This window comes from Terriglobales bacterium, from assembly GCA_035691485.1.
GTDB lineage: Bacteria > Acidobacteriota > Terriglobia > Terriglobales > Acidobacteriaceae > JAIQGF01.
This window is the reverse complement of sequence record DASSIZ010000077.1, coordinates 54,029-74,760: the sequence shown is the minus strand read 5'-3', so window position 1 is coordinate 74,760 and position 20,732 is coordinate 54,029. Positions and strand designations below refer to the sequence as shown.

Here is a 20,732-nt window from a genome sequence, read left to right as displayed (position 1 = left end):
GAAATGTACCTGCTGCTCCGCTGGGGAGGCCCTATGAATAACCGGCAGTTGCTGGCATTCGCCGCTCTGATCCTGTTCTCGCTTGCTGCTTCAGCCGACACCAAAATTAAGACACGCCATACCGCCATGGGCCACAGCAGCGAAGGCACCGTGTACATCAAGGGCGCGCGCGAGCGCACCGAGATGAATGTGGGCGCGGGGCCTGGTTTTGTCACGGTGACGCAATGCGATCAGAAGCGCATTATCACCATTAACCCGCAGGCGAACACCTGCATGGTGATGCCGCTCAGCGATGACGCGGGTGGCGGCGCGCCTGCCGCTCCCGCATCCCCCGCCCCTTCCGCCGAACCCAGCCGTAAGGGCGGCACCATCATTTTCAACGTGAATACGGTGGACACCGGCGAGCGCCAGAAGATGCTGGGCCTGACGGCGCGCCACATCAAGATGACGATGAACGCCGAATCCAGCCCGGACGCCTGCTCGAAAACCAGCATGCATACCGAGAGCGACGGCTGGTACGCCGACCTGGCGCCGCAACTGTCATGTTCCATGGGCATGACGCCTCCACCCTCCCGCAGCAGTGGCGGCCGTTCCGGTTGCCAGGACACGGTACGTTTCAAGCGCACCGGGAGCGGACACCCCGGATATCCTTTGAAACAGACCACCACCATCCAATCCGAGGGACACAGCTTTACCACCGTCTCCGAAGTGGTGGAACTGACCAGCTCTCCCCTGGACGCTTCGCTGTTCGAGATGCCCGCCGGATGCAAGGTCGTCACCAGCTACCAGGAACTGATGAATATCGGCGGCATGGTAGCGGGAATGATGGGCGGCGAGCGTCCGCCGGCGGCAACGCCGCCAGCAGCAGCTTCCAAGCCGGAGCCACCTGCCCCGGCCGCTCCGGTCGCTGCGCCGGCGCCCGTTCTGACCGCCAAGGGCAGCGGGGTTACCCGCGTCGGCGTGGTGAAGATCAACGACGGCAGTGGGCAATACCTGCCGACCGAAAATCTGCGCATCAATCTCATGAGCGAGGTCACACTTCGCCAGATGGAAGCGGTTCCGCTCGATGCTGACGGGACTGAGTCCGTGGCGGCCGAAGCCGCGGCAAAGCAGTGCGATTACATCCTTTACACCGACGCCAGCCAGGTGAAGGCTCCCGACGCCGGCGGTATCGTCTTACCGGCGGCGTTAAAGGGCGTTGCGCTGGACAAGACCAAGTACCAGGCGCTGCTGGCCATGACGGTATATCGGGTCGGGAAGCCGCAACCGGAGCTGAAGCAGGTGCCGCTGGCGGCTGACGGAGAGCAGTTGGGTGTCAACGCGGTGATGGCCGCATTTGAGAAAGAGGCGGACCAACTCGCCGAGCAGGTGAAGAAAGATCGCGAACCCGCTAAACCGACAAAGCCGCCCGCCAGAAAGCCGGCGACGACCAAGAAGCGATGAGGACTGGCTGGAGGATAGCGGTCAGTTGCCGGGAAAGCAGATTCGTTCGCGGGCTAGAGCTCGCTCGGAATGAAAAGGGTTTGTGAGCGGCGTGTTGGCATGGCTAATGCCGTGCCCTTCCGGAAGCGATTCACTGCTTGAGCTGGCGCTTAATCACTAAGCACTCATCACTGTTACTTCAGCATTCCGTGCTGGGCGACGGCAATGTTGTCGCGGCTGGAGTTTTTCACTTCGTACATCATCTCGTCCGCCTGGCGGATGATCTCGTGCGCGCTCTTGGCGTCTTCCGGGTAGGAAGCCACGCCGATGGAGGCCCGAACATTCAGATTTAAGCCATCATCTTTGAGGAACGTCCCCTTGCGGAAAGATTCCAGCAGGCGTCGCGCCACGATCAGTCCGGAGTCCTTTCCGGTCTGCGGCAGCAACACCACGAACTCGTCGCCGCCGTAGCGGAAGGCGTAATCGATCAGGCGGAGGTGGCTCTTGATGGTGTAGCCGATCTCGGCCAACAGCTTGCTGCCCGCCAGGTGCCCGTGCGTGTCGTTGACCTGCTTGAAGTGGTCGAGATCGATAAAAAGGACAGTGAATTCGTAGCCGAATCGCGCCGAGCGGTAAACCTCCGATTCCAGTGTCTTGTACAGGTGGCGCGCGTTGTACAAGCCGGTGCAATCGTCGGTGATGGTGAGTTCCTGGATACGCTCCACGGCGCGCGCGTTATCGATGGCGATGGCGGCGTAATCACAAATGGCGCGCAGGAAGAACATCTCGCTATCGCTGAAGCTCGACATCGGCACGTTGATGAGCTGGATGACGGCCAGCACCCGGTGTTTCGATTTCAGGGGGATGCAGATGATGGAGCGCGTCTCCCACTTGGTCATTTCGTCGATGCGCTTGGCAAATCGCGGGTCGGTGTAGACATCGGGCACAATGAGCGGCTCGCCATGCTTGGCCACCCACCCGGCAATGCCTTCGCCCATCTTCAAACGCACCGTGCGCAGAGCGTCGGCAGCGTCTCCTACCGCGATGGCGAAATAAAGCTCTTCCGCGCTCTCGTCCACCATTAATAAGGACCAAGTGTCGGGGCGGAAATACTCCGCCACTTTTTCCATGATGGTTTGCAGGATGGAATCCAGGTTGAGCGAGGAGGTCAGCGCCTTGGCGACCTCATGAAAGATCGAGAGCTCTTGAACATGCCGCTTACGGTCGGAGGCAGCAAGCTCGCTCATAGTGGAGTGTCCCAAGTTCACTGGCGGCATTATAAGGGTAATCTTCGCCCATTCAATTGCAGAAGCGTTACTCCGGTCACCTTGCCGGTACACGTACGAGAGGGACCCAACCCCCCTTCCAACGTTGGTATATAAGGTTTTTTCTTTGACACGGTTGGAAGGCAAACCTATGATGGCGGCGATTTTGTGTGCCGTTTTTCGCCGCCTTTTCTATGAGATCGGGGATGCCGCGTGGGATCATTTGGCGATCGATTACACCGTGAACGCGAACTGCGCGGCATCACGCTGGAAGAAATAGCCGAAGCCACCAAGATCGGAACCCGGTCGCTACGCGCTCTCGAGGAACAGGACTTCGATAAGCTTCCCGGCGGAATTTTCAACCGGGGTTTCGTACGCGCCTACGCGCGTTACCTGGGCTTGGACGAGGACCAGGCGGTCGCTGACTACCAGACGGCAATAAATGAAGCTGCCGCCGCCGGTAACCTTAGCCGGCAGGAACCTGCCGTCCCGCCCCCGACAGTGGGGGAGCCGATCGCCGAAGCCGAACAGCGGGAGCCGCTTCATCTGCCACTAGGCGCCATTCTGACGTTCATGCTTATTGTCGCTCTTCTGATCGCTGGATGGCGCTACTACGCGAAGTACGGGGTGCCGAAAGTGGGACCCGTCCGTGCCGCCGGACAGCAACATCCGCCAGCGCCAAGATCTAGCGGGACGCGTTACGCGGCTGATGCGGTCGAACCCGCAAAGGCGGACATGGCTCAAGCCGCGAAAGCAGAGGCGGCCCAGCCGGTACAGGCCACCGATCTACAAGCTTCCAGCGCGCACGCAGTCCAGCCTCTCACGGCAACCACCGCCAGCTCATCGTTGAACGCGCGAGAGTTCGTGATCAGGGTGAAGGCGAAGGAAAATTCCTGGCTTTCGGTTGTCGCTGATGGCAAGCAGGTCATGTCCGGCGAACTGGCCGCGGACTCGGAAAGGTCTTTCCATGCCCATCGGGACGTGGTGCTGAAAACAGGCAACGCGGCCGGCATCGAGTTGTTCCACAACGACAAGCTCTTGCCGCGGCTGGGAGAAAACGGCCAGGTAAAGACGGTTGAATTCACTCCCACTGGCGTGCGCCGATAGCCTGAACGTTGTCACGGCCTGGTTCGAGATCCTGTGCACCGGGACCACTCCAGGAACGCATTCGGTGCCGAAAACTCGCACTTCACTGCGGAAGTCGTGCCGCTCTGTTACCTTCGTGCATTAATGGGAGCGACAAAGAGCGTTGCGGTCACCCCAACCGTCTGGTAGTTTAAGGACTACAAAAAAATGTTTTTCCAGCGGTTTTCCCGCCCGTAATGCTTGCAGCAGGAGGATGATTTGCCAGCCAAGAATCGTTTTTTGTTTACCTCGGAATCGGTGACCGAGGGCCATCCCGACAAGATTGCCGACCAGATTTCCGATGCCATCCTGGACGCGTGTTTTGAGCAGGATCCCTACAGCCGGGTCGCTTGCGAGACCCTTACCGCCACCGGTCTGGTTGTCATCGCCGGAGAAATTACGACCAAAGCCTACGTGGATTTTCAGACGCTGGTGCGCGGCGTGGTTGCTTCCATCGGTTATGACAACGCGTTGTATGGCTTCGATTCCAACACCTGCGCGGTGATTTCCAGCATCAACAAGCAATCGGGCGATATTGCCATGGGCGTGGACACCGGCGGCGCCGGCGACCAGGGCATGATGTTCGGCTACGCCAGCAATGAGACCCCGGAACTGATGCCCACCCCGATTTCCCTCGCCCACAAGCTCTGCCGCAGGCTTTCCACCGTCCGCAAGAATGGCACACTCCCGTACCTCCGCCCCGACGGAAAATCGCAGGTCACGGTCGAGTACGACGAAAACCACAAGCCGGTGCGGGTGGACGCAGTCGTCGTCTCCACGCAACATGCCGAGACTATCGGCAACGAGGAACTCCGGGCCGATATCTTGAAGCACGTCATTCAAGCCACCATTCCGGCCCAACTCCTCGATGCCGACACCAAGTACCACATCAACCCGACGGGCCGGTTCGTGATCGGCGGCCCCATGGGCGATACCGGTCTAACCGGGCGCAAGATCATTGTTGACACCTACGGCGGCATGGGACGCCACGGGGGCGGCGCATTCAGCGGCAAAGATCCGACCAAGGTCGACCGCTCGGCTGCTTACATGGCGCGCCACATCGCCAAGAACATCGTGGCCTCCGGGCTCGCTGACCGTTGCGAAGTCCAATTGGCCTATGCCATCGGAGTTGCCGAACCGGTGAGCGTGCTGGTGGATAGCTTCGGCACTGGCAAGATTGCGGACGAAACACTCCAGCAACTGGTGCGCGCGAATTTTCAGCTTACCCCGCGCGGTATCATCGATTCGCTCAAGCTGCGCCGCCCGATTTACCGCAAGACGGCCGCCTATGGCCACTTCGGCCGCGATGACAGCGACTTCACCTGGGAAACAACCGACAAGGCCAAGGCGCTGCGCGAGCAGGCCACGGGCGCGTCGCAAGGCACGGCACAGGCCGCCAGGAAATAGTTTCAGGAGCCAGGAGTCGGGAGTCAGCGGTTGACGACTGGCTCCTGACTGCCGACTCCTTCGACAGAAATCAAACCGTCAAAGTAAATTACAGGAGCATATGGCTACTTCACCCGCTCAAGTCGCCTGCGACGTCAAGAACATGGAATTGGCCGACATAGGTAAGAAGCGTATTGACTGGGCCAACCAGTCGATGAAGGTCCTGCAAATCATTCGCAAAGACTTCATCAAGACGCAACCACTGAAGGACGTCCGCATCTCGGCGTGCCTGCATGTGACCGCGGAAACGGCGAACCTGGCGATTACCCTGCGCGACGGCGGCGCCGAGGTGGCTCTGTGCGCCTCTAACCCGCTCTCTACCCAGGACGACGTGGCCGCCTGCCTGGTGCGCGACTACAACATCCCGGTGTTCGCCATCAAGGGCGAGGACAACGACACCTACTACTCGCACATCATGGCGGCGCTCGACCACAAGCCGAACCTGACCATGGACGACGGCGCCGACCTGGTCACCATCGCGCTGACCAAGCGCAAGGACGTTTTGGCGAATGTCTTCGGCGGCACCGAGGAGACGACCACCGGCGTAATCCGCCTGCGCGCCATGGCGAAGGAAGGCGTGCTCGCTTATCCCATCATCGCCGTCAACGACGCCGACACCAAGCACCTGTTTGATAACCGCTACGGCACCGGGCAATCCACCATCGACGGCATCATCCGCGCCACCAACTTCCTGCTGGCCGGATCCAAGTTCGTGGTGGCCGGTTACGGTTGGTGTGGTCGAGGCCTGGCCAGCCGGGCCCGCGGCCAGGGCGCCGAGGTCATCGTCACCGAAGTGGAACCGACGCGCGCGCTGGAAGCGGTGATGGACGGCTACCGCGTCATGTCGATGGCAGACGCGGCCAAGATCGGCGACGTTTTCTGCACCGTGACCGGCAATAAGAGCGTCATTCGCTCCGAGCACTTCGAGCAGATGAAGGACGGCGCCATCATCAGCAACTCTGGCCACTTCAACGTCGAGATTGACATCCCGGCGCTGGAAAGAATGTCCTCCGCCAAGCGCACGACGCGCAACTTTGTCGAGGAGTATTCATTGAAGGACGGCCGCAAAATCAACCTGCTAGGCGAAGGACGTCTGATCAACCTGGCGGCGGCGGAAGGTCATCCGCCATCGGTCATGGACATGAGCTTTGCCGACCAGGCGCTGTCGGTAGATTACCTGGTCAAGAACCACAAGAGTTTGGAGAAGAAGGTTTATACCGTGCCGGCTGAACTCGACAAGCGCGTCGCCAAGCTGAAACTCGAGTCCATGGGAATCAAAATCGACCGCCTCACTCCGGAGCAGGAAGAATACCTGGCAAGCTGGAGCGAAGGAACCTAAGCAGGCTTCAAGCTTCAGGAAGAGCACAATCCGATGACCTAGCCCGGCCACCATCGGCCGGGTTTTTTTCTTCGCGCCAGCCAAAAGCTAATAACAAACACCTGGCCGTCCACTCCGCGCATCCCAACTATTAAGGAGGAACTCATGCTGGGAGGTCATCTTGTCCGTCTCATCGAGCGCCACGCCGACGAACTCGCCGAAGGGCTGATGAAGAAGCTGCGCAGTTCCGACCGTACCGCGGCATTCCGTAACGTGCCGCAGGAGGAACTGAACAGCGGCGCTCGCGAAATCTATACCAATCTCGGCGACTGGCTTCTTACCAAGACGGAGAGCGACATCGAACTCCGCTACACACAACTGGGAAGCCGCCGGGCCCGGCAGGGTGTCCCGCTGACGCAGTTCTTGTGGGCGATCATGGTCGGTAAGGAACACCTGTTCGCCTTCCTGCAGCGCGAGGGGTTCGCCGAAGGCGTGGTGCAGCTCTACGGCGAATTGGAACTCTTGCAGTTGCTCGATCAGTTCTTCGATCGCGCCCTCTATTACGCCGCCGTTGGCTACGAGCACGCGCGCACGAGCAAAGCCGCATGAAGAAAACGTACAAGGTGAAGAGTCGAATTGTGTAAAGCGCCCTTACTTTGCCCGATTACCCGATTCGCCTTTTTACTTTCTCGCTACTTCTTCATTTCCGCGAAAGTCATGTTCCTTGCCGGGCTACCGGTGCGCTCTTTCCATTTGCTGAAGAGCTGCACGTATGAATCCGTGATGTACTGCGATTCCGAGATGCCCAGCGCGCGCGCCGTTTTGTCGATCCACTCGGGAGGACCCTCGATTTCCCCGTAATTGCCGATCGGCGTCTCGTCGAGGACGACGTGTCCCGCGCTGTCGCTCCACTCGCTGCGGAATTTTTCGTAGCGGAAGCTGGGCGCGAAGCCAAGCGCGGTGAGGATTTCCTCCATACGTCCTCCGTCTTCCACTGCGGTTTCCGTCTCCGCGCGCGTCTTGTGACGCCCCGCCTTGCCCGGCCCCTTGTGAGTCAGCTTCCATCCATCACCGTACTTGCGCAGTCGCAGCAACTCGCCCCGACTCCTGAGCGCTCCGTCCGGCAGGTCATACAGGGTATTCATCTCATGCGTACGCGCCGTCTCGCGGCGGAATCCCAGTTCACGCAGATTGCGTTCTATTTCGCCCACGTCATCCAGCGCAAACTTGATCTCGACTTCATTCGCGGACGCCATGACGCCAGCATAGCATTGCAGGTGGTCCGCAATTTGCCGTACTATCGCCGCCCCAGGAGGTCCGGATGAAAAAGATTGTTGTGCTGCTCGCGATGATCATCGTCGCCGGCGTCTCGCTCTCCGCGCAGGCCACGCCGGCGAAGGACGCAGCGCCATCGGCCCGCCGCCACATCAACCTGCCTAAGCCGGTGCAGGCGCCGTTCAGCGACGCCGTCCTCGCCGGCAACACGCTGTACATCGCCGGCCGCATCGGCGTTGACCCCAACACCGGCAAACCGCCGGAAGCGATCGAGCAGGAAATTCACATCGTGCTCGACGGCCTCAAGTCCGTACTTGCCGAGGCCGGGATGACCATGGAAGACCTCGTCTTCGTCCAGGTCTTCTGCCCCGACCTCTCGCTCTATGGAAAGTTCAACGACATCTACAAGAGCTACTTCGGGCGGGAGTACCCGGCGCGAGCTTTCGTCGGTTCGGGGCCGCTGCTGCGCGGCGGGCACTTCGAGATCAATGGGATCGCGGTGAAGCGCTAAACGCTACAATGGAGCCATGCGGAAACAGTTCGCGCTCATACTACTCGTCCTGACGGTTGCTCTCGGCCTCCGCGCCGACGACAAGTACGCCAACCTCTCCTTTGTCGTGGTGAAGGCGGACAACGGCAAGCCCGTGCGCAATGCCGCGATCGTGCTTCATCCGGTCAAGAAGGATGGAAAACAGGCCTACTCAGGCCTCGAACTCAAAACCGACCCCGACGGCAAGGCCAGCTACGCGGGCGTTCCTTTTGGCAAGCTGCGCATTCAGGTCCTGATGCGTGGATTCCAGACTTACGGCGAGGACTTCGAAATCAATCAACCCAACCAGGAAATCACCATCAAGCTTCACCGTCCCAAGCCGCAGTACTCGATTTACGATAACAAGCCTGCGACGGAAGAAAAGAAGCAGGACGAAAAGCCGAAATGAGTACCTGGGTAGCTGAGACGCAATTTCTTTGATTTAGAGGTGTGACGTACTTAGGCGCTGAGGTACTACTCTTCACAACTGCTTCCGCAGCTCCCGCCGCAGAATTTTTCCCGAGGGATTTCTCGGAATCGCGGTTACGAACCGCACCTCGCGTGGCTGCTTGTAGCCGGTCAGCCGCTCGCCCACGTATCCGCAAATCTCAGCTTTCGTCTTGTCGGTGGATGGCACGCCTTCGCACAAGACGATAAACGCGCAAGGAATCTCGCCGGCCGCATCATCTTGCTTGCCTACAACGCCGCAATCGCGCACTGCCGGATGCTCCAGCAACACGCTCTCCACCTCCGCCGGGGCCACCGGAAATCCCTTGTACTTGATCATCTCCTTGCGCCGGTCAACGATGTAGTACAAGCCGTTTTCGTCCCGGCGCGCCACGTCGCCGGAGTAATACCAGCCGTCGCGCAGCACGTCGGCGGTTGACTCGGGCGACTTCCAATATCCCAGCATGAATTGCGGCCCACGCATGACCAGTTCGCCGATCTCGCCCACGCCGACCTCAGTCTCCAATTCCCCAAGCAGACGGCAATCGGTTAACGCCACCGGTTGCCCGATGGAGGTCGGGTTATAGAGCGGCCCCTGCTCGAACCCGACGTGTGTCACCGGTGATGCCTCGGTCATGCCGTATCCTTGCGCGATCTTGATTCCGGTCAGGGAGGTGAAGCGTTTCGCCAGTTCCGGCGCCAGCGGCGCCGCGCCCGATTTCACCCACTTGATCCGATGCTGGCGCGGAAACGCGCCGCCCTCTGCCGCCTGGCAGAAGACGTTCAGCACCGGCGGCACCAGGGGCATGAAGGTGATGCCCTCCTCGGTGAGCAATTGCACGGCGCGGGCGGGATCGAAGCGCGGCATCAGCACCAGCGTGCAGCCCAGCATCAGGCAGGGATTCAGCACCACGTTCAAGCCATAGATGTGGTAGAGCGGCAGGAAACACAGGCAGATTTCCTGCGCGGTAAACGGCGCCGCGTGCGGCCCTACCAACTGGTAGACATTCACCACCAGGTTGTAATGCGTCAGCATCACGCCCTTGGGTAGGCCGGTGGTGCCGCTGGAGAAGGGAAGGGCGGCCAGCATAAGCTCCGGTGGTTTCTCCGGCGACGGCAGCGTTGATGTCGTCGGCCGCAGAAGTTCGGAGAATTCGCTCGTACCAGCAGTGGCATGGCGCGTCGTGTACACGCGCATCAACTCCGGCAGGCCTTCGAGATTGAAACCGGAAATCAGCGCGCCGTCACTCAGCAATATCCTGGCGCCCGAGGTTTCGAGTTGGTATCGCACCTCGCGCTCTTTGTAGCTGGGATTGAGCGGGCTCGGTGTCGCACCCGCCAGGGTAGCTGCGTGATACGCCGCGGCAAACTCCCAGCAATTCGGCAGGAAGATTGCGACGCGTTCGCCCGGCTTCACTCCCGCCGCCACCAGCCCTTGCGCCAGCGCCTCAACCAGGCTTCCGTACTCGGTGTAGGAAATGCGACGCGCGGGGGCGCAGGACGTATCAACCACGGCCGTCTTGCCGCCAAACTTACGGCACGCGCTGAGAACCGCATCGTGAACGTAAACGCCCGCCGGATCAGCGTAGAGCTGCGTGCGCAGGCGTAGCGGGTCAGGTTGAGTTGGAGAGGGCATTCAGGTTCGGTGATTTTGTAACTTGTAACCTGGTAATTGCAAACGTCGTCCCGCCGTTCCGTAAATTACTAAATTACAAAATTACTAAAATCATCTTGCCGCCAGCTTCTTTAGAAACTCCTCTTCATCCATTTCGTACTTGAATGCCTTCCTGCCGTTGATGAACACCACGGGGACCTCGTCGTTAAACTTACGGCGCAACTGTTCATCAGTGTCGATGTCGACCTCGCGCCAGGTGAAAGCGGCGCGATGCACGAGCCGTTCCAGCGACTCCTTCACCACCTCGCAGAGGTGACAGCCGTCACGCGTGTACAAAATGACTACAGGGCCGCTCATGTTTGAGGCTGCCAGGATCACGGTTCAGTGGCCACTTTTCAGTCCGGCAACTTTCTCCTTCACTTCTTCGGCGAACATTGGCTCTTCCGCCTGCAGCGACTCCAGGTTGATCTCGACATTGGCGATGGCGCCCTCCATCGCCGCCGTTGCCAATGCCTTCGCGACCGTCAGGTCCGAAGCCATTTTCGGATTCGTCATCCCGCGCAAGCTTTCCGTAATTCGCGAGACCTCGCGCGCGCGCTCCGCCACCGCCAGCGGGACATTGGTTGCATTGCGCAATGCGGCGTTCACCGCGCCGTTTTTCCCCGCCGAATCCTTCGCCGCCTTGTATGCCTTCACCACCGCGTCATAGGAGGCGGCGTCGGCATCGATTGCGGACTTCAACTCCTCACGCAACTGAGACAGGCGGGCGATCGCATCGCTCAACTCGCGCTCGTAGGGGAGAAAATTTTTCTTTCCGCGAGACATGCCCGCCACCATGTGCGCCAAGCCCGCCGCCATCGCGCCCGCCGCCGCCGACGCGCTGCCTCCGCCCGGGGTCGCGGTCGGGGCCGCCAGTTGCTCGACAAACGGTTCCACGCCCGCGCGCAACCCGCCTACGGCGGTTTTCCCGGCCATCACCGCCGCCAGCCGGTTTTCCAGGATCAGCGAGGAGTCAAAGTTCTCCACCTGGAGAAACCACTCCGCCGCATCTTCCAAGGCTTTTTTCGGAATCAGCCCGACAATTTCGCTGAACGCAGGTAACACCCCGTAGCGCACCGCTTCGCGCTTCACGTACTCGAAGACGCGCGCCACCGTTGTCTGCTCGAAGTCGGTCAAGTTCATGGAAACTTGCGCCAGGCCGCGTACCGGGATACCCATGCCCTTCACGTAGCGCAGGCCGCCGTTGGAGAAGCGCACCGCCTTCGCCACTTTCTTCGCGATCTCCACATCCGGCGTGTTCAGGTAGATGTTGTAAGCGATGAGGAATTTTCTTGCCCCGACCACGGTCGCGCCCGCCGTCGGATGCAGGCGCGGCTCCCCGATATCGGGTTTGCGCGCCGGGTTGCGGGCAATCTCGTCGCGAATGCCCTCGAACTGCCCGCGCCGGATGTTTTCCAGGTTCTGCCGCTCCGGCGTTGCGGCCGCCGCCTCGTACAAGTACACCGGAATCTGGAATCGCCGCCAGATCTCTTCGCCCACCTTGCGCGCGATGGCCACGCAATCTTCCAGCGTGACGCCGTCAATCGGAATGAAGGGAATCACGTCGGCCGCGCCCATCCGCGGATGCGCTCCCTGGTGCCGGGTCAGGTCGATGAGTTCGGCGGCCTTGCCGACGCCGCGAATCGCCGCTTCGCCGATGTTTTCCCGGTTGCCTGCCAGCGTGATCACGCAGCGGTTGTGGTCCGCGTCCATTTCGCGATCAAGCAGGTAAACGCCAGGTATCCTCATAGCCTCGATGATGGCGTCAACCTTTGCCTTGTCGCGGCCTTCGGAAAAGTTCGGTACACACTCCACGAGCGTGGACATAGCGGATTAGGATACATCTTCTTGGCTTTCGCCTATCGGCTTTCGGCCATCGGCGGTCGCCTTGTGTGACACGAACCTCTTCATCTGCCCCTGGTTACCGATCACCAAACCCGACGGCCGCCTTACGATGGACCGATCGCCGACAACCGGGAACCGCTTATCCTCCGCCCCTGTACTAAGGTTTCCCCGACCCTCGGAAGTAAGCCATCTCACGTACTTTCCCGGCGGCGATTTCCGCTACAATGTGAGCAGAACCGGGTTCCAACCAAAAGCAGGCAAGTACCATCTGGATGACTAAGAACTATTCTCGCGAGGTCGCATGAAGCGGATACTTTGTCTTTGCGTGTTGCTGCTGGCCGCATTACCGCTGGCAGCGGTGCCGCTGGGCACGTCGGCGCGTGCCGTCATCCCCGCTGACATTCAGCAGATCATTTCCGTCGATTATCGCGCGCTGAAGAGTTCGCCGACAGCGCTTGCCCTGAAGGCGCGCGTTTTGCCGGACCAGTTGAAGGAGTTTGAAAGCTCGCTGAAGGGGGTGGGCATCGATCCCGAGAACGACGTTGAGCAACTTACCTTCGCGTCGTTCCGTGACGGCAAGACGATTCACATCATCGGCCTCGCGCAGGGAACTTTTCCTACTAAGAAAATCCTGGCGAAGATGAAACTGAAGAAGGTCAAAGCGCTGAAGTATCGCGGCAACGATCTGTATTCCATGTCCGGCGGGCAGGACATGACCTTCCTCGACGATTTCACCATGCTTTTTGGCCTGCCGGCGGCCATCAAGGCCGCGCTCGACGCCCGCGATGGCGAAGCCCCGGCGCTCACCAGCAATTCCAAGGTGTCCGATAACATCGTCGCCGTCGATGCCGGTTCCGTGTGGAGCGTTCTGGATGCGCAGGGGACGCAGAACATGCTGCACTCCACCCTGGGCGATGCCGCCAAACTCGCCGACTACGACATGGTCCGCAATCGCCTGCTCGGCTCGCGCTACACCATGGACTTCAACAACGGCGTGAACTTCAATCTCAGCGTGGTGACCTCCGACAACATGACGGCCGCCACCCTGGCGTCGCTGCTCAAGGCGGGGGTACTGTTTCGCAAGATGAACGCGCAGGGTGTAGAGAAGACGGCGCTGGACAGCGTGACCGTAGATTCCGACAGCGCCAACCTGAAATTGAGCTTCAAGTCCGACGAAAAGAAGTTCCAGTCCCTGGTGCAGTCGGATTTGTTCTCGTCTGTGATTCGATAACCAGGGTTCGAGCGGCGGAATCGACTCCGCCGCTCCTGACCTGCCTCTTCTCACCTCATCCCAACTCTGCTTCCGCAGCAACTCCCGATGTTTTCAGCAGCAGTTCCCCATAGTTTCCGCAAGCCATCTAACTATTGGTCAAACCGAAAAATGTTCGTGCGGGCCTTGTAAGGCCCGCTGTTTGTGCCGCGCCAACTGGGCCAGCGGAAAGGACTTTTGCATGTTTGAAGACATGTTGATCGACGAAAAGATCAAGACACACCGAGGCAAGACCACGATCCTCTCGTTCATCTTGCAGATGTGCCTGGTGACGTTCCTGGTCATCATTCCGCTGCTGTTCACGCAGGCGCTTCCGACAAGGTTGTTGACCAGTTCGCTGGTGGCGCCGCCACCGCCGCCCCCACCGCCACTTCCGGCCGGAGCGGCGAGCGCAGCGCGTCGCGTGGAGCAGACGCAGGTGAGGAGCGAAATGGAAGTCCCCCTCAAGATTCCGCAGCGGGTTACGACGGTAAAAGACTTGCCGCAATCGGACCAGATCGCGGACGCGGCGCCGGCGGCGGGCGGCGTGGTGGGTGGCGTTCCTGGCGGAGTTGAAGGCGGAACCGTGGGCGGCGTAATGGGGGGCGTCCTGGGCGGGGTTGGCGCCGCAGTGCCAAAACTGGCCGCGCCCAACCGGGTGAAGGTGTCCTCAGGCGTAACGCAAGGGCTGCTGATCCATCAGGTGAAGCCGGAATATCCGGCGGTGGCGAGGAGTTCGGGCATACAGGGAACGGTGGTGCTGCAAGCTGTGATCGGCAAAGATGGGCGCGTGAAAGAGGTCCGCGTTGTCAGCGGGCAGCCGATGTTGGCGCAGGCGGCCACAACCGCTGTCAAGCAGTGGCAGTACAAACCATACGTGCTGAACGGACAGCCGGTGGAAATCGAGTCCACGGTCACCGTCAATTTCAAGCTCGCTTCGTAAGAGCGGGATACTGTCGTGGTTGTCAGGGTCCTTTCCAGCTACATGGCTGGAACTGGACCCTGAAACTTTTTCGCCGGCAGGGAATCCGATCCGGAACAGACATGCTGTTCGAAGGCAACGAGCGCAAAGAACGCGAACACGAGATGCGACGAGCCGGGCGCTTGCCTCCAGGGCAATCACTCACTCTGAAATGGCCGGTGCTGCAGTATGGATCGGTGCCTGGTTTCGATGCCGCGAAGTGGGATTTTCGCGTCTGGGGACTGGTGGCGAGCCCGCTGCGGCTTTCCTGGGAAGAGTTCAACCGGCTACCGAAGTCACAAGTCAGCAGCGACTTCCACTGCGTGACGCGCTGGAGCCGCTTCGACAACACATGGACCGGCGTGCTGTTCCGCGAGGTTCTGAAGCAGGTTCAACTCCACCCGGAGGCGAAGTACACGCTGGTTCACGCGGAACAGGGTTACACCGCGAACATCCCGCTTGCCGATCTCGATCGCGACAATGTTCTGTTTGCGACACATCATGACGGTGAACCGCTGACGGCGGAGCACGGGTATCCGCTGCGCCTGATCGTTCCGCATTTGTACGCTTGGAAATCGGTGAAGTGGGTTCGCGGCCTGGAATTTCTCGACCATGAGCAGGCAGGTTTTTGGGAGCAGAACGGGTATCACATGTATGGAGATCCGTTCCAAGATCAGAGGTTTTCCGAATGAGAATCAAGAATGCGGAACGTTTTGACGCTCATTGGGGTTCAAAAACTGGCCTTCACAAGACCGCGCTATAACGCTTAGTCCGAGTTCAATCCATTCTTCATTCTGAAGTCTTCATTTTTTTACGATCGGGTTGTAGCCGTCGCCGACCAGTTTCGAGCGCGCGGCTTCGGCGTCCTTCAGTTCGCCGAAGGGGCCGACCTGGACGTGATAGAGCCTGTCGCCGGGTCCATTAATGGCGAGGACAGGATAACTTTTTCTGCGCAGGGCATGGACCAGCGCGTCCGCGTCTTCCTGCTTAGTGACGGCTGCCACCTGCACCATGTACCCGCCGCCGGCGCTGGACCGGCGCCACTCCGGCGCGGCGGGGCGGGATTCCACAATCCGGGTTGTGACCTGCGGGTTGGGCTTTTCCAGCTTCGCCTTCGGTTCATTGCGCTCTACCGCCTTGTAGAACGTAAGCTCATCGGCGCCGGATTTCGGCGTCGCTTCCGGATCGCTCTTGGCCTCCGGGGCGGACCGCGTGGGAGAAAGCCGCGATTCGGCGGCGCTTGACGGCGCGGCGGAGCTTGCTGCGGACACCGGTTCCGAGCGGTGTCCCAGGGAGAATCCCAGGCTGAAGAAGAGGGCGCAAATGATCACCAAGCCGATGAACAAGGCCAGCAAGCGGCCGGTTCCGAGCGTGATTTCCTGATCCTGTGATTCCATTCCTGCTCCGGCAATTAGAATTTTGAAATTGCCAATCGCATCACTAGGTTCCCGTCCCCGAGGTTACGGCACGGTCCCGGGTACGCTTATCGATCAGTGCCTGCAAGCCTTCCATCAGGTCGATGGGCAGCGGGAAGACGATGGTCGTGTTCTTCTCCACGCCGATTTCGGTCAAAGTCTGCAGGTAACGCAACTGGATGGTCACCGGCTCGGTGGCGAGCAGGTGCGCGGCATCGACCAGGCGCTGGGCGGCGGAGAACTCGCCTTCAGCGTGAATGATTTTGCTGCGCTTCTCGCGTTCCGCTTCCGCCTGCTTGGCCATGGCGCGGAGCATCGATTCCGGCAGGTCCACCTGCTTGACCTCGACATTGGCGACCTTCACGCCCCAGGGAGCGGTGTGCTGGTCCAGGATGCTCTGGATGCGGAGGTTGAGCTTGTCGCGGTGCGAGAGCAGTTCGTCGAGTTCGACCTCGCCGAGCACGGAGCGCAAGGTGGTCTGCGCGAATTGCGAGGTCTGGTATAGGTAGTTCTTGACCTCGATGACGGCGCGGCGGGGATCGACGACGCGCAGGAAAATGACCGCGTTCACCTTCAAGGTCACGTTATCGCGAGTGATGATGTCCTGCGGCGGGACTTCGAGCGCTTCCTGCTGCAACGAGACGCGGACCATCTTGTCGATGGGGGCGAATACCAGGAAAATTCCCGGACCCTTGGGGTCGGCGAGAACGCGGCCCAGGCGGAAGATGACGCCGCGCTCATACTCGGGAAGGATTTTGATGGAGTTGAGGAGGTAGAGAATAAAAATGGCGATGGGGATGAACATCAACGGATTCATATCCACACTCCGCTCCCGCGGCGCGTAACCCTGGGCATTCTGCGCGGATTGTAGCAGTTTTCATGGTTGGCTCCAGCGGCGATTCCGCGCGTGCAACCTTCGAGTAACCGGTTGCGGGTTGGGAAGAGCGATCTTCGCTGATCGGGTGCAGCGCGGTGTTCACAAGGAAAAGGAGCACCGGAATGTCCGGTGCTCCTGTCGTCATGCTACCCGAGGCAGTGCACAAACAGAAACGCTAGATTCCTGTTTACTGCAGCGGGCTGTCGCTGGCGCTGGCGGTCTGGCTGACGTTGAAGCGGATCACGCCCGACTGGTCGCTGAAGAAGTGCCGCTGACCGGTCTGCGAGTTCTGGGGGTCGCCGTTGACGGTATAGATCGTTGCCGCGCCGCCGCCGCTGGGGGCGCCGCTGGTTACGACGGAAAACACGTAACCGCTCTTGGTACCGCTCGCCAACACGGAATCAAGCAGGCCGGCGCCGGTGTCGCCAACCGAGCCCGAGCTCGGCGGGCCGAGATCGGTCAAAGCGGCAAAGCCGTGGTTCGGATAGGTAGAAGCAAAGGTGACTTGCGCGGTGTTAATAGTACGAATCGAGCCCACTGCCGAAGCTTCATTGGCGGCAATGCGCGAGCGCAGCAAGTTGGGAATGGCAATGGCGGCGATGATCAGGATGATCGCCACTACGATCAGCAACTCGATCAGTGAGAAACCTTTCTGTTTGCGCATGATCAAAACCTCTTTCTTCCAGGAACCTTCCGGTTCCTCGAATAACAATGCACGCCATAGGCCGCAAAGGGCGTGACCCAGTGCCGGAAGAGGTCCCCGCCGGAGCTGATGATTCAAGAAGACTTGCAGGGATGAGCGGCCGAGTTTGCGAGCTTCCGCGCATTTGATTGAAGACGGAAATGCAGGCTTATTGACAGTTTTTGTCAGAAGATGGCGCATTAATGCCATCGCAATCTCAGTTTGACTAAGGAGCGGAATAAATTTGATGCGTCGTAAATTTGAGCGAAAAGCGAAGAGCGCGGTTCATCCCATCAGGGTGGCGAGTGGCCCCTAGCCACGACAACTTGCATGTTCGCCTGATATATACTCCGTGCGCCTTGGGGCACGAAACAAGAAATCCACCGGAGGGAAAGCCATGTGTCGAAAAGTTTTCACGGGCGTGTTTCTGGCCACATTCGTGCTCGTTCTGTCGTTAGCTCCAGCGAGTGCGCAGAAGTTTTCCGGCAAATTTTCGGGCTTTAACGAGCTTGGTGCGCTCAACAATGAAACCGGAGCCATTCTCTCCGAGGGCAAAGGTACACTCAAGCTCGAGTTGGACAAGGACGCGCAGACGATCAGCTACGAGTTGACTTATTCAGGCCTGAGCGCCAACGTCTCGCAGTCTCACATCCATTTCGGCAGAATCCACACCCCGGGCGGGATCATGGTGTTCTTGTGCACGAACCTGAATAACGGCCCGGCGGGAACTCCGACTTGTCCTACGGTCGCAGGAACAGTCACGGGAACCATTACGCCCGCCAGCGTGAGGGCGATTCCCGGCCAAAACGTCAGCGCCGGAGATTTTGATGCCGTGACGGATGCGCTGTTCGCCGACGCGGCATATGGGAATATCCACACCGTGAATTTCCCCGCAGGCGAAATTCGCGCCGAAATTCGCAAAGCTTCCCGCGAAGAGTCGCGCGACGATCTCGGCGAAAAATGATGACGTCAAGCGCGTTGGATTCCGGAGTTACTGATTTCGATCTGGAACTGCTGCCTTCGGTTCCGACCCGGTTGCAAGGTCCGCAGAGCCGTGTAATCCTCGTGTGTACGGAACACTGAGGAGACTTGTGGCATGGCGCCCGCTTCGGGGTCGACACGTCCAGACCTGTCAACGCTCAGGATCGAAGACCGGGCCCGAGCCGGTCGCGGCGGCAAGAAGTTCTTGCGCTGGTTCGCCGCCATTGTGGGAGCGATCCTGCTGCTGCTGGCGGTTGTGGTATCGGTGCAGAGCAAGACGCCGGCGGTGCAAGTGGCTGTCGCACATACCACGACAGGCCCCGGCGAGCGGGTAGCTTTGCTGAATGCCAGTGGCTACGTCACGCCGCGCCGCCGCGCTACTGTGGCCGCCAAGATCACCGCTCGCGTTACCACGATGTATGCCGACGAGGGCATGCGGGTGCAGCGAGGGCAGGTGCTGGCGCTGCTGGATGATTCCGACGCCCGGGTTCGTCTGCAATCGGCCATCGCCGACCGGAACGCGACTTCGGCCGCCTTGCGCGACCTGGAAGTCAACCTGGCCAATGCCGACCGCGAATTGCGCCGCACGGAAAGCCTGAAAAGCGGCGGCGTAAGCAGCCAGCAGGCGCTCGACCTGGCTCGCACCACGGCCGACAGCTATCGGGCGAAGATCTCCCTCGCCCAGGAGCAAATCAGGGCTGCCGACGCCCGCATCCAGGTGGCACGGCAGGACCTCGATAACTGCACGGTTCGCTCTCCGTTCGACGGCCTGGTGGTTTCCAAGGACGCGCAGGTAGGAGAAATGGTTTCGCCGGTATCGGCCGGCGGGGGCTTCACGCGCACCGGCATCGCCACCGTGGTCGACATGAACTCCAACGAGATCGAGGTGGACGTCAACGAGTCTTACATCGCGCGGGTGATTCCCGGGCAGCCGGTCACGGCAACGCTGGACGCCTATCCCGACTGGAAAATTCCGTGCAAAGTGCGAACGATCATTCCTACCGCCGACCGACAGAAGGCAACGGTCAAGGTGCGGATTTCTTTTGATAAGCTTGATTCACGCATCCTGCCGGACATGGGAGTGAAAGTAGCATTCCTGGAGGACGCGCCGAGTGCGTCGCAGCCGGCTCAGCCGCAGGTCGTGATTCCGAAATCAGCGTTGCGCGACGAAGGCCGGGCGGTGTTCGTATATAAAGATGGGCACGTGGAGCGCCGCGCCATCCGCTCCGGCGGCACGCGAGGCGAGGAGCAGATCATCCTGGCTGGGATTTCCGACGGCGACCAGGTAGTGGTCAGTGGGGCGGAGGGGTTGAAGGACGGCAGCCGGGTCACCATAAAAAAGTAACTGCACATTAGCGACAGTTTGCGTGAAGTTTCACGCTTAACGAGAACAGCGCGGGCAAGAACGTCTCAAGCTTTCTCTTGGCTTGAGTGGGGAAAGCGTCAGACTTCTACGTTTCACGTTTCGAGTTTCACGCACGCACGGGCAGAGCACAGAGGGAGCCACCGATGGTCAGGATTGACGGCCGCGGCGATGGGAACAGCCTGGTCCGCGTACGCGGGCTGGACAAAAAGTATCAGCGCGGCAGCGAGGAAATTCACGTACTGCAAGGACTGAACCTGGACGTAGACGCCGGCGATTTTGTCGCCTTCATGGGCCCTAGCGGTTCGGGCAAAACCACTTTGCTGAACCTGCTGGGCGGGCTGGATCTGCCCTCCGCAGGAAGCATCACCGTGGCCGGAGACGAGATCACGCACATGTCGGCGGGCAAGCTTACCGACTGGCGGGCGCGCCACGTTGGATTCATCTTCCAGATGTACAACCTCATCCCGGTGCTGACCGCGTTCCAGAACGTGGAACTGCCGCTGCTGTTGACGAAACTTTCAAAAGCCGAGCGCCGCCGGCACGTGGAAACAGCGCTGCAGGTGGTGGGCCTCGCCGATCGCATGCAACACTTTCCGCGACAACTTTCAGGCGGGCAGGAGCAGCGGGTTGCGATCGCGCGTGCCATCGTCGCCGATCCTACCTTCCTGCTCTGCGACGAGCCCACCGGCGACCTGGACCGCAAAAGCGCCGACGAGATCATGGACCTGCTGATGCGCCTGGTGAGCGAACACAAGAAGACGGTGCTGCTGGTCACGCACGACCCTGCCGCCGCCGAGCGCGCTCACGCTGTTCTGCACCTCAACAAAGGCGTGCTCGAGGAAGCACGGTGGGCGGAAAAAATGACGAGAAGCTGA

General features: G+C 60.1%; 21 protein-coding genes. 13 read left to right on the top strand and 8 right to left on the bottom strand.

All coding sequences use genetic code 11. The features are described 5' to 3' along the window. The first annotated feature begins 3 nt into the window (after positions 1 to 3). Complete coding sequence (locus tag VFI82_10630; protein ID HET7185132.1) at positions 4 to 1,443, top strand: hypothetical protein; 1,440 nt, start codon at positions 4 to 6, stop codon at positions 1,441 to 1,443. A 173-nt stretch (positions 1,444 to 1,616) separates the two neighbouring features. On the opposite strand, the gene VFI82_10625 is transcribed toward VFI82_10630, so the two are convergent. After that, positions 1,617 to 2,669, bottom strand: a complete 1,053-nt coding sequence (locus VFI82_10625) for a sensor domain-containing diguanylate cyclase (protein ID HET7185131.1) — start codon at positions 2,667 to 2,669, stop codon at positions 1,617 to 1,619. A 231-nt stretch (positions 2,670 to 2,900) separates the two neighbouring features. Between VFI82_10625 and VFI82_10620 the strand changes: the two genes are divergently transcribed. From VFI82_10620 to VFI82_10605, 4 genes are all read left to right on the top strand, one after another. Continuing rightward, positions 2,901 to 3,794, top strand: coding sequence for a RodZ domain-containing protein (locus VFI82_10620; protein ID HET7185130.1), 894 nt, complete (start codon positions 2,901 to 2,903; stop codon positions 3,792 to 3,794). A gap of 237 nt (positions 3,795 to 4,031) precedes the next feature. Continuing rightward, positions 4,032 to 5,219, top strand: coding sequence for a methionine adenosyltransferase (metK, locus tag VFI82_10615; protein HET7185129.1), 1,188 nt, complete (start codon positions 4,032 to 4,034; stop codon positions 5,217 to 5,219). 100 nt (positions 5,220 to 5,319) lie between these two features. Further along, on the top strand, positions 5,320 to 6,597 hold the full coding sequence (ahcY, locus tag VFI82_10610; GenBank protein ID HET7185128.1) for an adenosylhomocysteinase: 1,278 nt from the start codon (positions 5,320 to 5,322) through the stop codon (positions 6,595 to 6,597). Positions 6,598 to 6,741: 144 nt separating this feature from the next. After that, positions 6,742 to 7,185, top strand: a complete 444-nt coding sequence (locus VFI82_10605) for a hypothetical protein (GenBank protein HET7185127.1) — start codon at positions 6,742 to 6,744, stop codon at positions 7,183 to 7,185. 83 nt (positions 7,186 to 7,268) lie between these two features. On the opposite strand, the gene VFI82_10600 is transcribed toward VFI82_10605, so the two are convergent. Continuing rightward, complete coding sequence (locus VFI82_10600) at positions 7,269 to 7,832, bottom strand: class IV adenylate cyclase (GenBank protein ID HET7185126.1); 564 nt, start codon at positions 7,830 to 7,832, stop codon at positions 7,269 to 7,271. A 65-nt stretch (positions 7,833 to 7,897) separates the two neighbouring features. On the opposite strand from VFI82_10600, the gene VFI82_10595 reads away from it, so the two are divergent. After that, entirely contained in the window at positions 7,898 to 8,362 is a 465-nt protein-coding gene (locus VFI82_10595; protein HET7185125.1) for a Rid family hydrolase, read from the top strand. Positions 8,363 to 8,378: 16 nt separating this feature from the next. Continuing rightward, positions 8,379 to 8,789: a carboxypeptidase-like regulatory domain-containing protein gene (locus VFI82_10590; protein HET7185124.1), complete on the top strand. Its 411-nt coding sequence runs from the start codon at positions 8,379 to 8,381 to the stop codon at positions 8,787 to 8,789. Positions 8,790 to 8,861: 72 nt separating this feature from the next. Here the strand turns inward: VFI82_10590 and VFI82_10585 are convergent, their stop codons facing one another. The 3 genes from VFI82_10585 to ftcD form a co-directional block, all read right to left on the bottom strand. Further along, complete coding sequence (locus tag VFI82_10585) at positions 8,862 to 10,463, bottom strand: AMP-binding protein (protein ID HET7185123.1); 1,602 nt, start codon at positions 10,461 to 10,463, stop codon at positions 8,862 to 8,864. Between the two features lie 90 nt (positions 10,464 to 10,553). After that, positions 10,554 to 10,799, bottom strand: coding sequence for a glutaredoxin family protein (locus VFI82_10580; GenBank protein ID HET7185122.1), 246 nt, complete (start codon positions 10,797 to 10,799; stop codon positions 10,554 to 10,556). 24 nt (positions 10,800 to 10,823) lie between these two features. After that, complete coding sequence (gene ftcD / locus VFI82_10575) at positions 10,824 to 12,308, bottom strand: glutamate formimidoyltransferase (protein HET7185121.1); 1,485 nt, start codon at positions 12,306 to 12,308, stop codon at positions 10,824 to 10,826. Positions 12,309 to 12,627: 319 nt separating this feature from the next. Between ftcD and VFI82_10570 the strand changes: the two genes are divergently transcribed. The 3 genes from VFI82_10570 (at position 12,628) to VFI82_10560 (ending at position 15,228) form a co-directional block, all read left to right on the top strand. Further along, a complete protein-coding gene (locus VFI82_10570) occupies positions 12,628 to 13,557 on the top strand; it encodes a hypothetical protein (protein ID HET7185120.1) in 930 nt (309 codons plus the stop codon). Between the two features lie 220 nt (positions 13,558 to 13,777). Continuing rightward, on the top strand, positions 13,778 to 14,518 hold the full coding sequence (locus tag VFI82_10565; protein ID HET7185119.1) for a TonB family protein: 741 nt from the start codon (positions 13,778 to 13,780) through the stop codon (positions 14,516 to 14,518). 101 nt (positions 14,519 to 14,619) lie between these two features. Further along, a complete protein-coding gene (locus VFI82_10560; GenBank protein HET7185118.1) occupies positions 14,620 to 15,228 on the top strand; it encodes a sulfite oxidase-like oxidoreductase in 609 nt (202 codons plus the stop codon). A 111-nt stretch (positions 15,229 to 15,339) separates the two neighbouring features. On the opposite strand, the gene VFI82_10555 is transcribed toward VFI82_10560, so the two are convergent. The 3 genes from VFI82_10555 to VFI82_10545 all read right to left on the bottom strand — a co-directional run bounded on the left by VFI82_10555 (position 15,340) and on the right by VFI82_10545 (position 17,492). Next, the gene (locus tag VFI82_10555) at positions 15,340 to 15,933 is read right to left on the bottom strand and encodes an SPOR domain-containing protein (GenBank protein ID HET7185117.1); all 594 of its coding nucleotides are present in this window, start codon (positions 15,931 to 15,933) and stop codon (positions 15,340 to 15,342) included. A gap of 43 nt (positions 15,934 to 15,976) precedes the next feature. Beyond that, positions 15,977 to 16,768: a slipin family protein gene (locus VFI82_10550; protein HET7185116.1), complete on the bottom strand. Its 792-nt coding sequence runs from the start codon at positions 16,766 to 16,768 to the stop codon at positions 15,977 to 15,979. A 247-nt stretch (positions 16,769 to 17,015) separates the two neighbouring features. After that, on the bottom strand, positions 17,016 to 17,492 hold the full coding sequence (locus tag VFI82_10545) for a prepilin-type N-terminal cleavage/methylation domain-containing protein (GenBank protein ID HET7185115.1): 477 nt from the start codon (positions 17,490 to 17,492) through the stop codon (positions 17,016 to 17,018). A 415-nt stretch (positions 17,493 to 17,907) separates the two neighbouring features. Between VFI82_10545 and VFI82_10540 the strand changes: the two genes are divergently transcribed. The 3 genes from VFI82_10540 (at position 17,908) to VFI82_10530 (ending at position 20,732) form a co-directional block, all read left to right on the top strand. After that, a complete protein-coding gene (locus VFI82_10540; GenBank protein ID HET7185114.1) occupies positions 17,908 to 18,474 on the top strand; it encodes a CHRD domain-containing protein in 567 nt (188 codons plus the stop codon). Between the two features lie 132 nt (positions 18,475 to 18,606). After that, a complete protein-coding gene (locus tag VFI82_10535) occupies positions 18,607 to 19,836 on the top strand; it encodes an efflux RND transporter periplasmic adaptor subunit (protein HET7185113.1) in 1,230 nt (409 codons plus the stop codon). Between the two features lie 164 nt (positions 19,837 to 20,000). Continuing rightward, a complete protein-coding gene (locus VFI82_10530; GenBank protein ID HET7185112.1) occupies positions 20,001 to 20,732 on the top strand; it encodes an ABC transporter ATP-binding protein in 732 nt (243 codons plus the stop codon).

Excerpts from the sequence above, each read along its gene's own strand:
- VFI82_10630 (HET7185132.1), top strand. The coding sequence starts at position 4 with ATGTACCTGCTGCTCCGCTGGGGAGGCCCTATGAATAACCGGCAGTTG.
- VFI82_10625 (HET7185131.1), bottom strand. The coding sequence starts at position 2,669 with ATGAGCGAGCTTGCTGCCTCCGACCGTAAGCGGCATGTTCAAGAGCTC.
- ahcY (HET7185128.1), top strand. The coding sequence starts at position 5,320 with ATGGCTACTTCACCCGCTCAAGTCGCCTGCGACGTCAAGAACATGGAA.
- VFI82_10605 (HET7185127.1), top strand. The coding sequence starts at position 6,742 with ATGCTGGGAGGTCATCTTGTCCGTCTCATCGAGCGCCACGCCGACGAA.
- VFI82_10600 (HET7185126.1), bottom strand. The coding sequence starts at position 7,832 with ATGGCGTCCGCGAATGAAGTCGAGATCAAGTTTGCGCTGGATGACGTG.
- VFI82_10595 (HET7185125.1), top strand. The coding sequence starts at position 7,898 with ATGAAAAAGATTGTTGTGCTGCTCGCGATGATCATCGTCGCCGGCGTC.
- VFI82_10590 (HET7185124.1), top strand. The coding sequence starts at position 8,379 with ATGCGGAAACAGTTCGCGCTCATACTACTCGTCCTGACGGTTGCTCTC.
- VFI82_10585 (HET7185123.1), bottom strand. The coding sequence starts at position 10,463 with ATGCCCTCTCCAACTCAACCTGACCCGCTACGCCTGCGCACGCAGCTC.
- VFI82_10580 (HET7185122.1), bottom strand. The coding sequence starts at position 10,799 with ATGAGCGGCCCTGTAGTCATTTTGTACACGCGTGACGGCTGTCACCTC.
- ftcD (HET7185121.1), bottom strand. The coding sequence starts at position 12,308 with ATGTCCACGCTCGTGGAGTGTGTACCGAACTTTTCCGAAGGCCGCGAC.
- VFI82_10570 (HET7185120.1), top strand. The coding sequence starts at position 12,628 with ATGAAGCGGATACTTTGTCTTTGCGTGTTGCTGCTGGCCGCATTACCG.
- VFI82_10565 (HET7185119.1), top strand. The coding sequence starts at position 13,778 with ATGTTTGAAGACATGTTGATCGACGAAAAGATCAAGACACACCGAGGC.
- VFI82_10560 (HET7185118.1), top strand. The coding sequence starts at position 14,620 with ATGCTGTTCGAAGGCAACGAGCGCAAAGAACGCGAACACGAGATGCGA.
- VFI82_10555 (HET7185117.1), bottom strand. The coding sequence starts at position 15,933 with ATGGAATCACAGGATCAGGAAATCACGCTCGGAACCGGCCGCTTGCTG.
- VFI82_10550 (HET7185116.1), bottom strand. The coding sequence starts at position 16,768 with ATGAATCCGTTGATGTTCATCCCCATCGCCATTTTTATTCTCTACCTC.
- VFI82_10545 (HET7185115.1), bottom strand. The coding sequence starts at position 17,492 with ATGCGCAAACAGAAAGGTTTCTCACTGATCGAGTTGCTGATCGTAGTG.
- VFI82_10540 (HET7185114.1), top strand. The coding sequence starts at position 17,908 with ATGTGTCGAAAAGTTTTCACGGGCGTGTTTCTGGCCACATTCGTGCTC.
- VFI82_10535 (HET7185113.1), top strand. The coding sequence starts at position 18,607 with ATGGCGCCCGCTTCGGGGTCGACACGTCCAGACCTGTCAACGCTCAGG.
- VFI82_10530 (HET7185112.1), top strand. The coding sequence starts at position 20,001 with ATGGTCAGGATTGACGGCCGCGGCGATGGGAACAGCCTGGTCCGCGTA.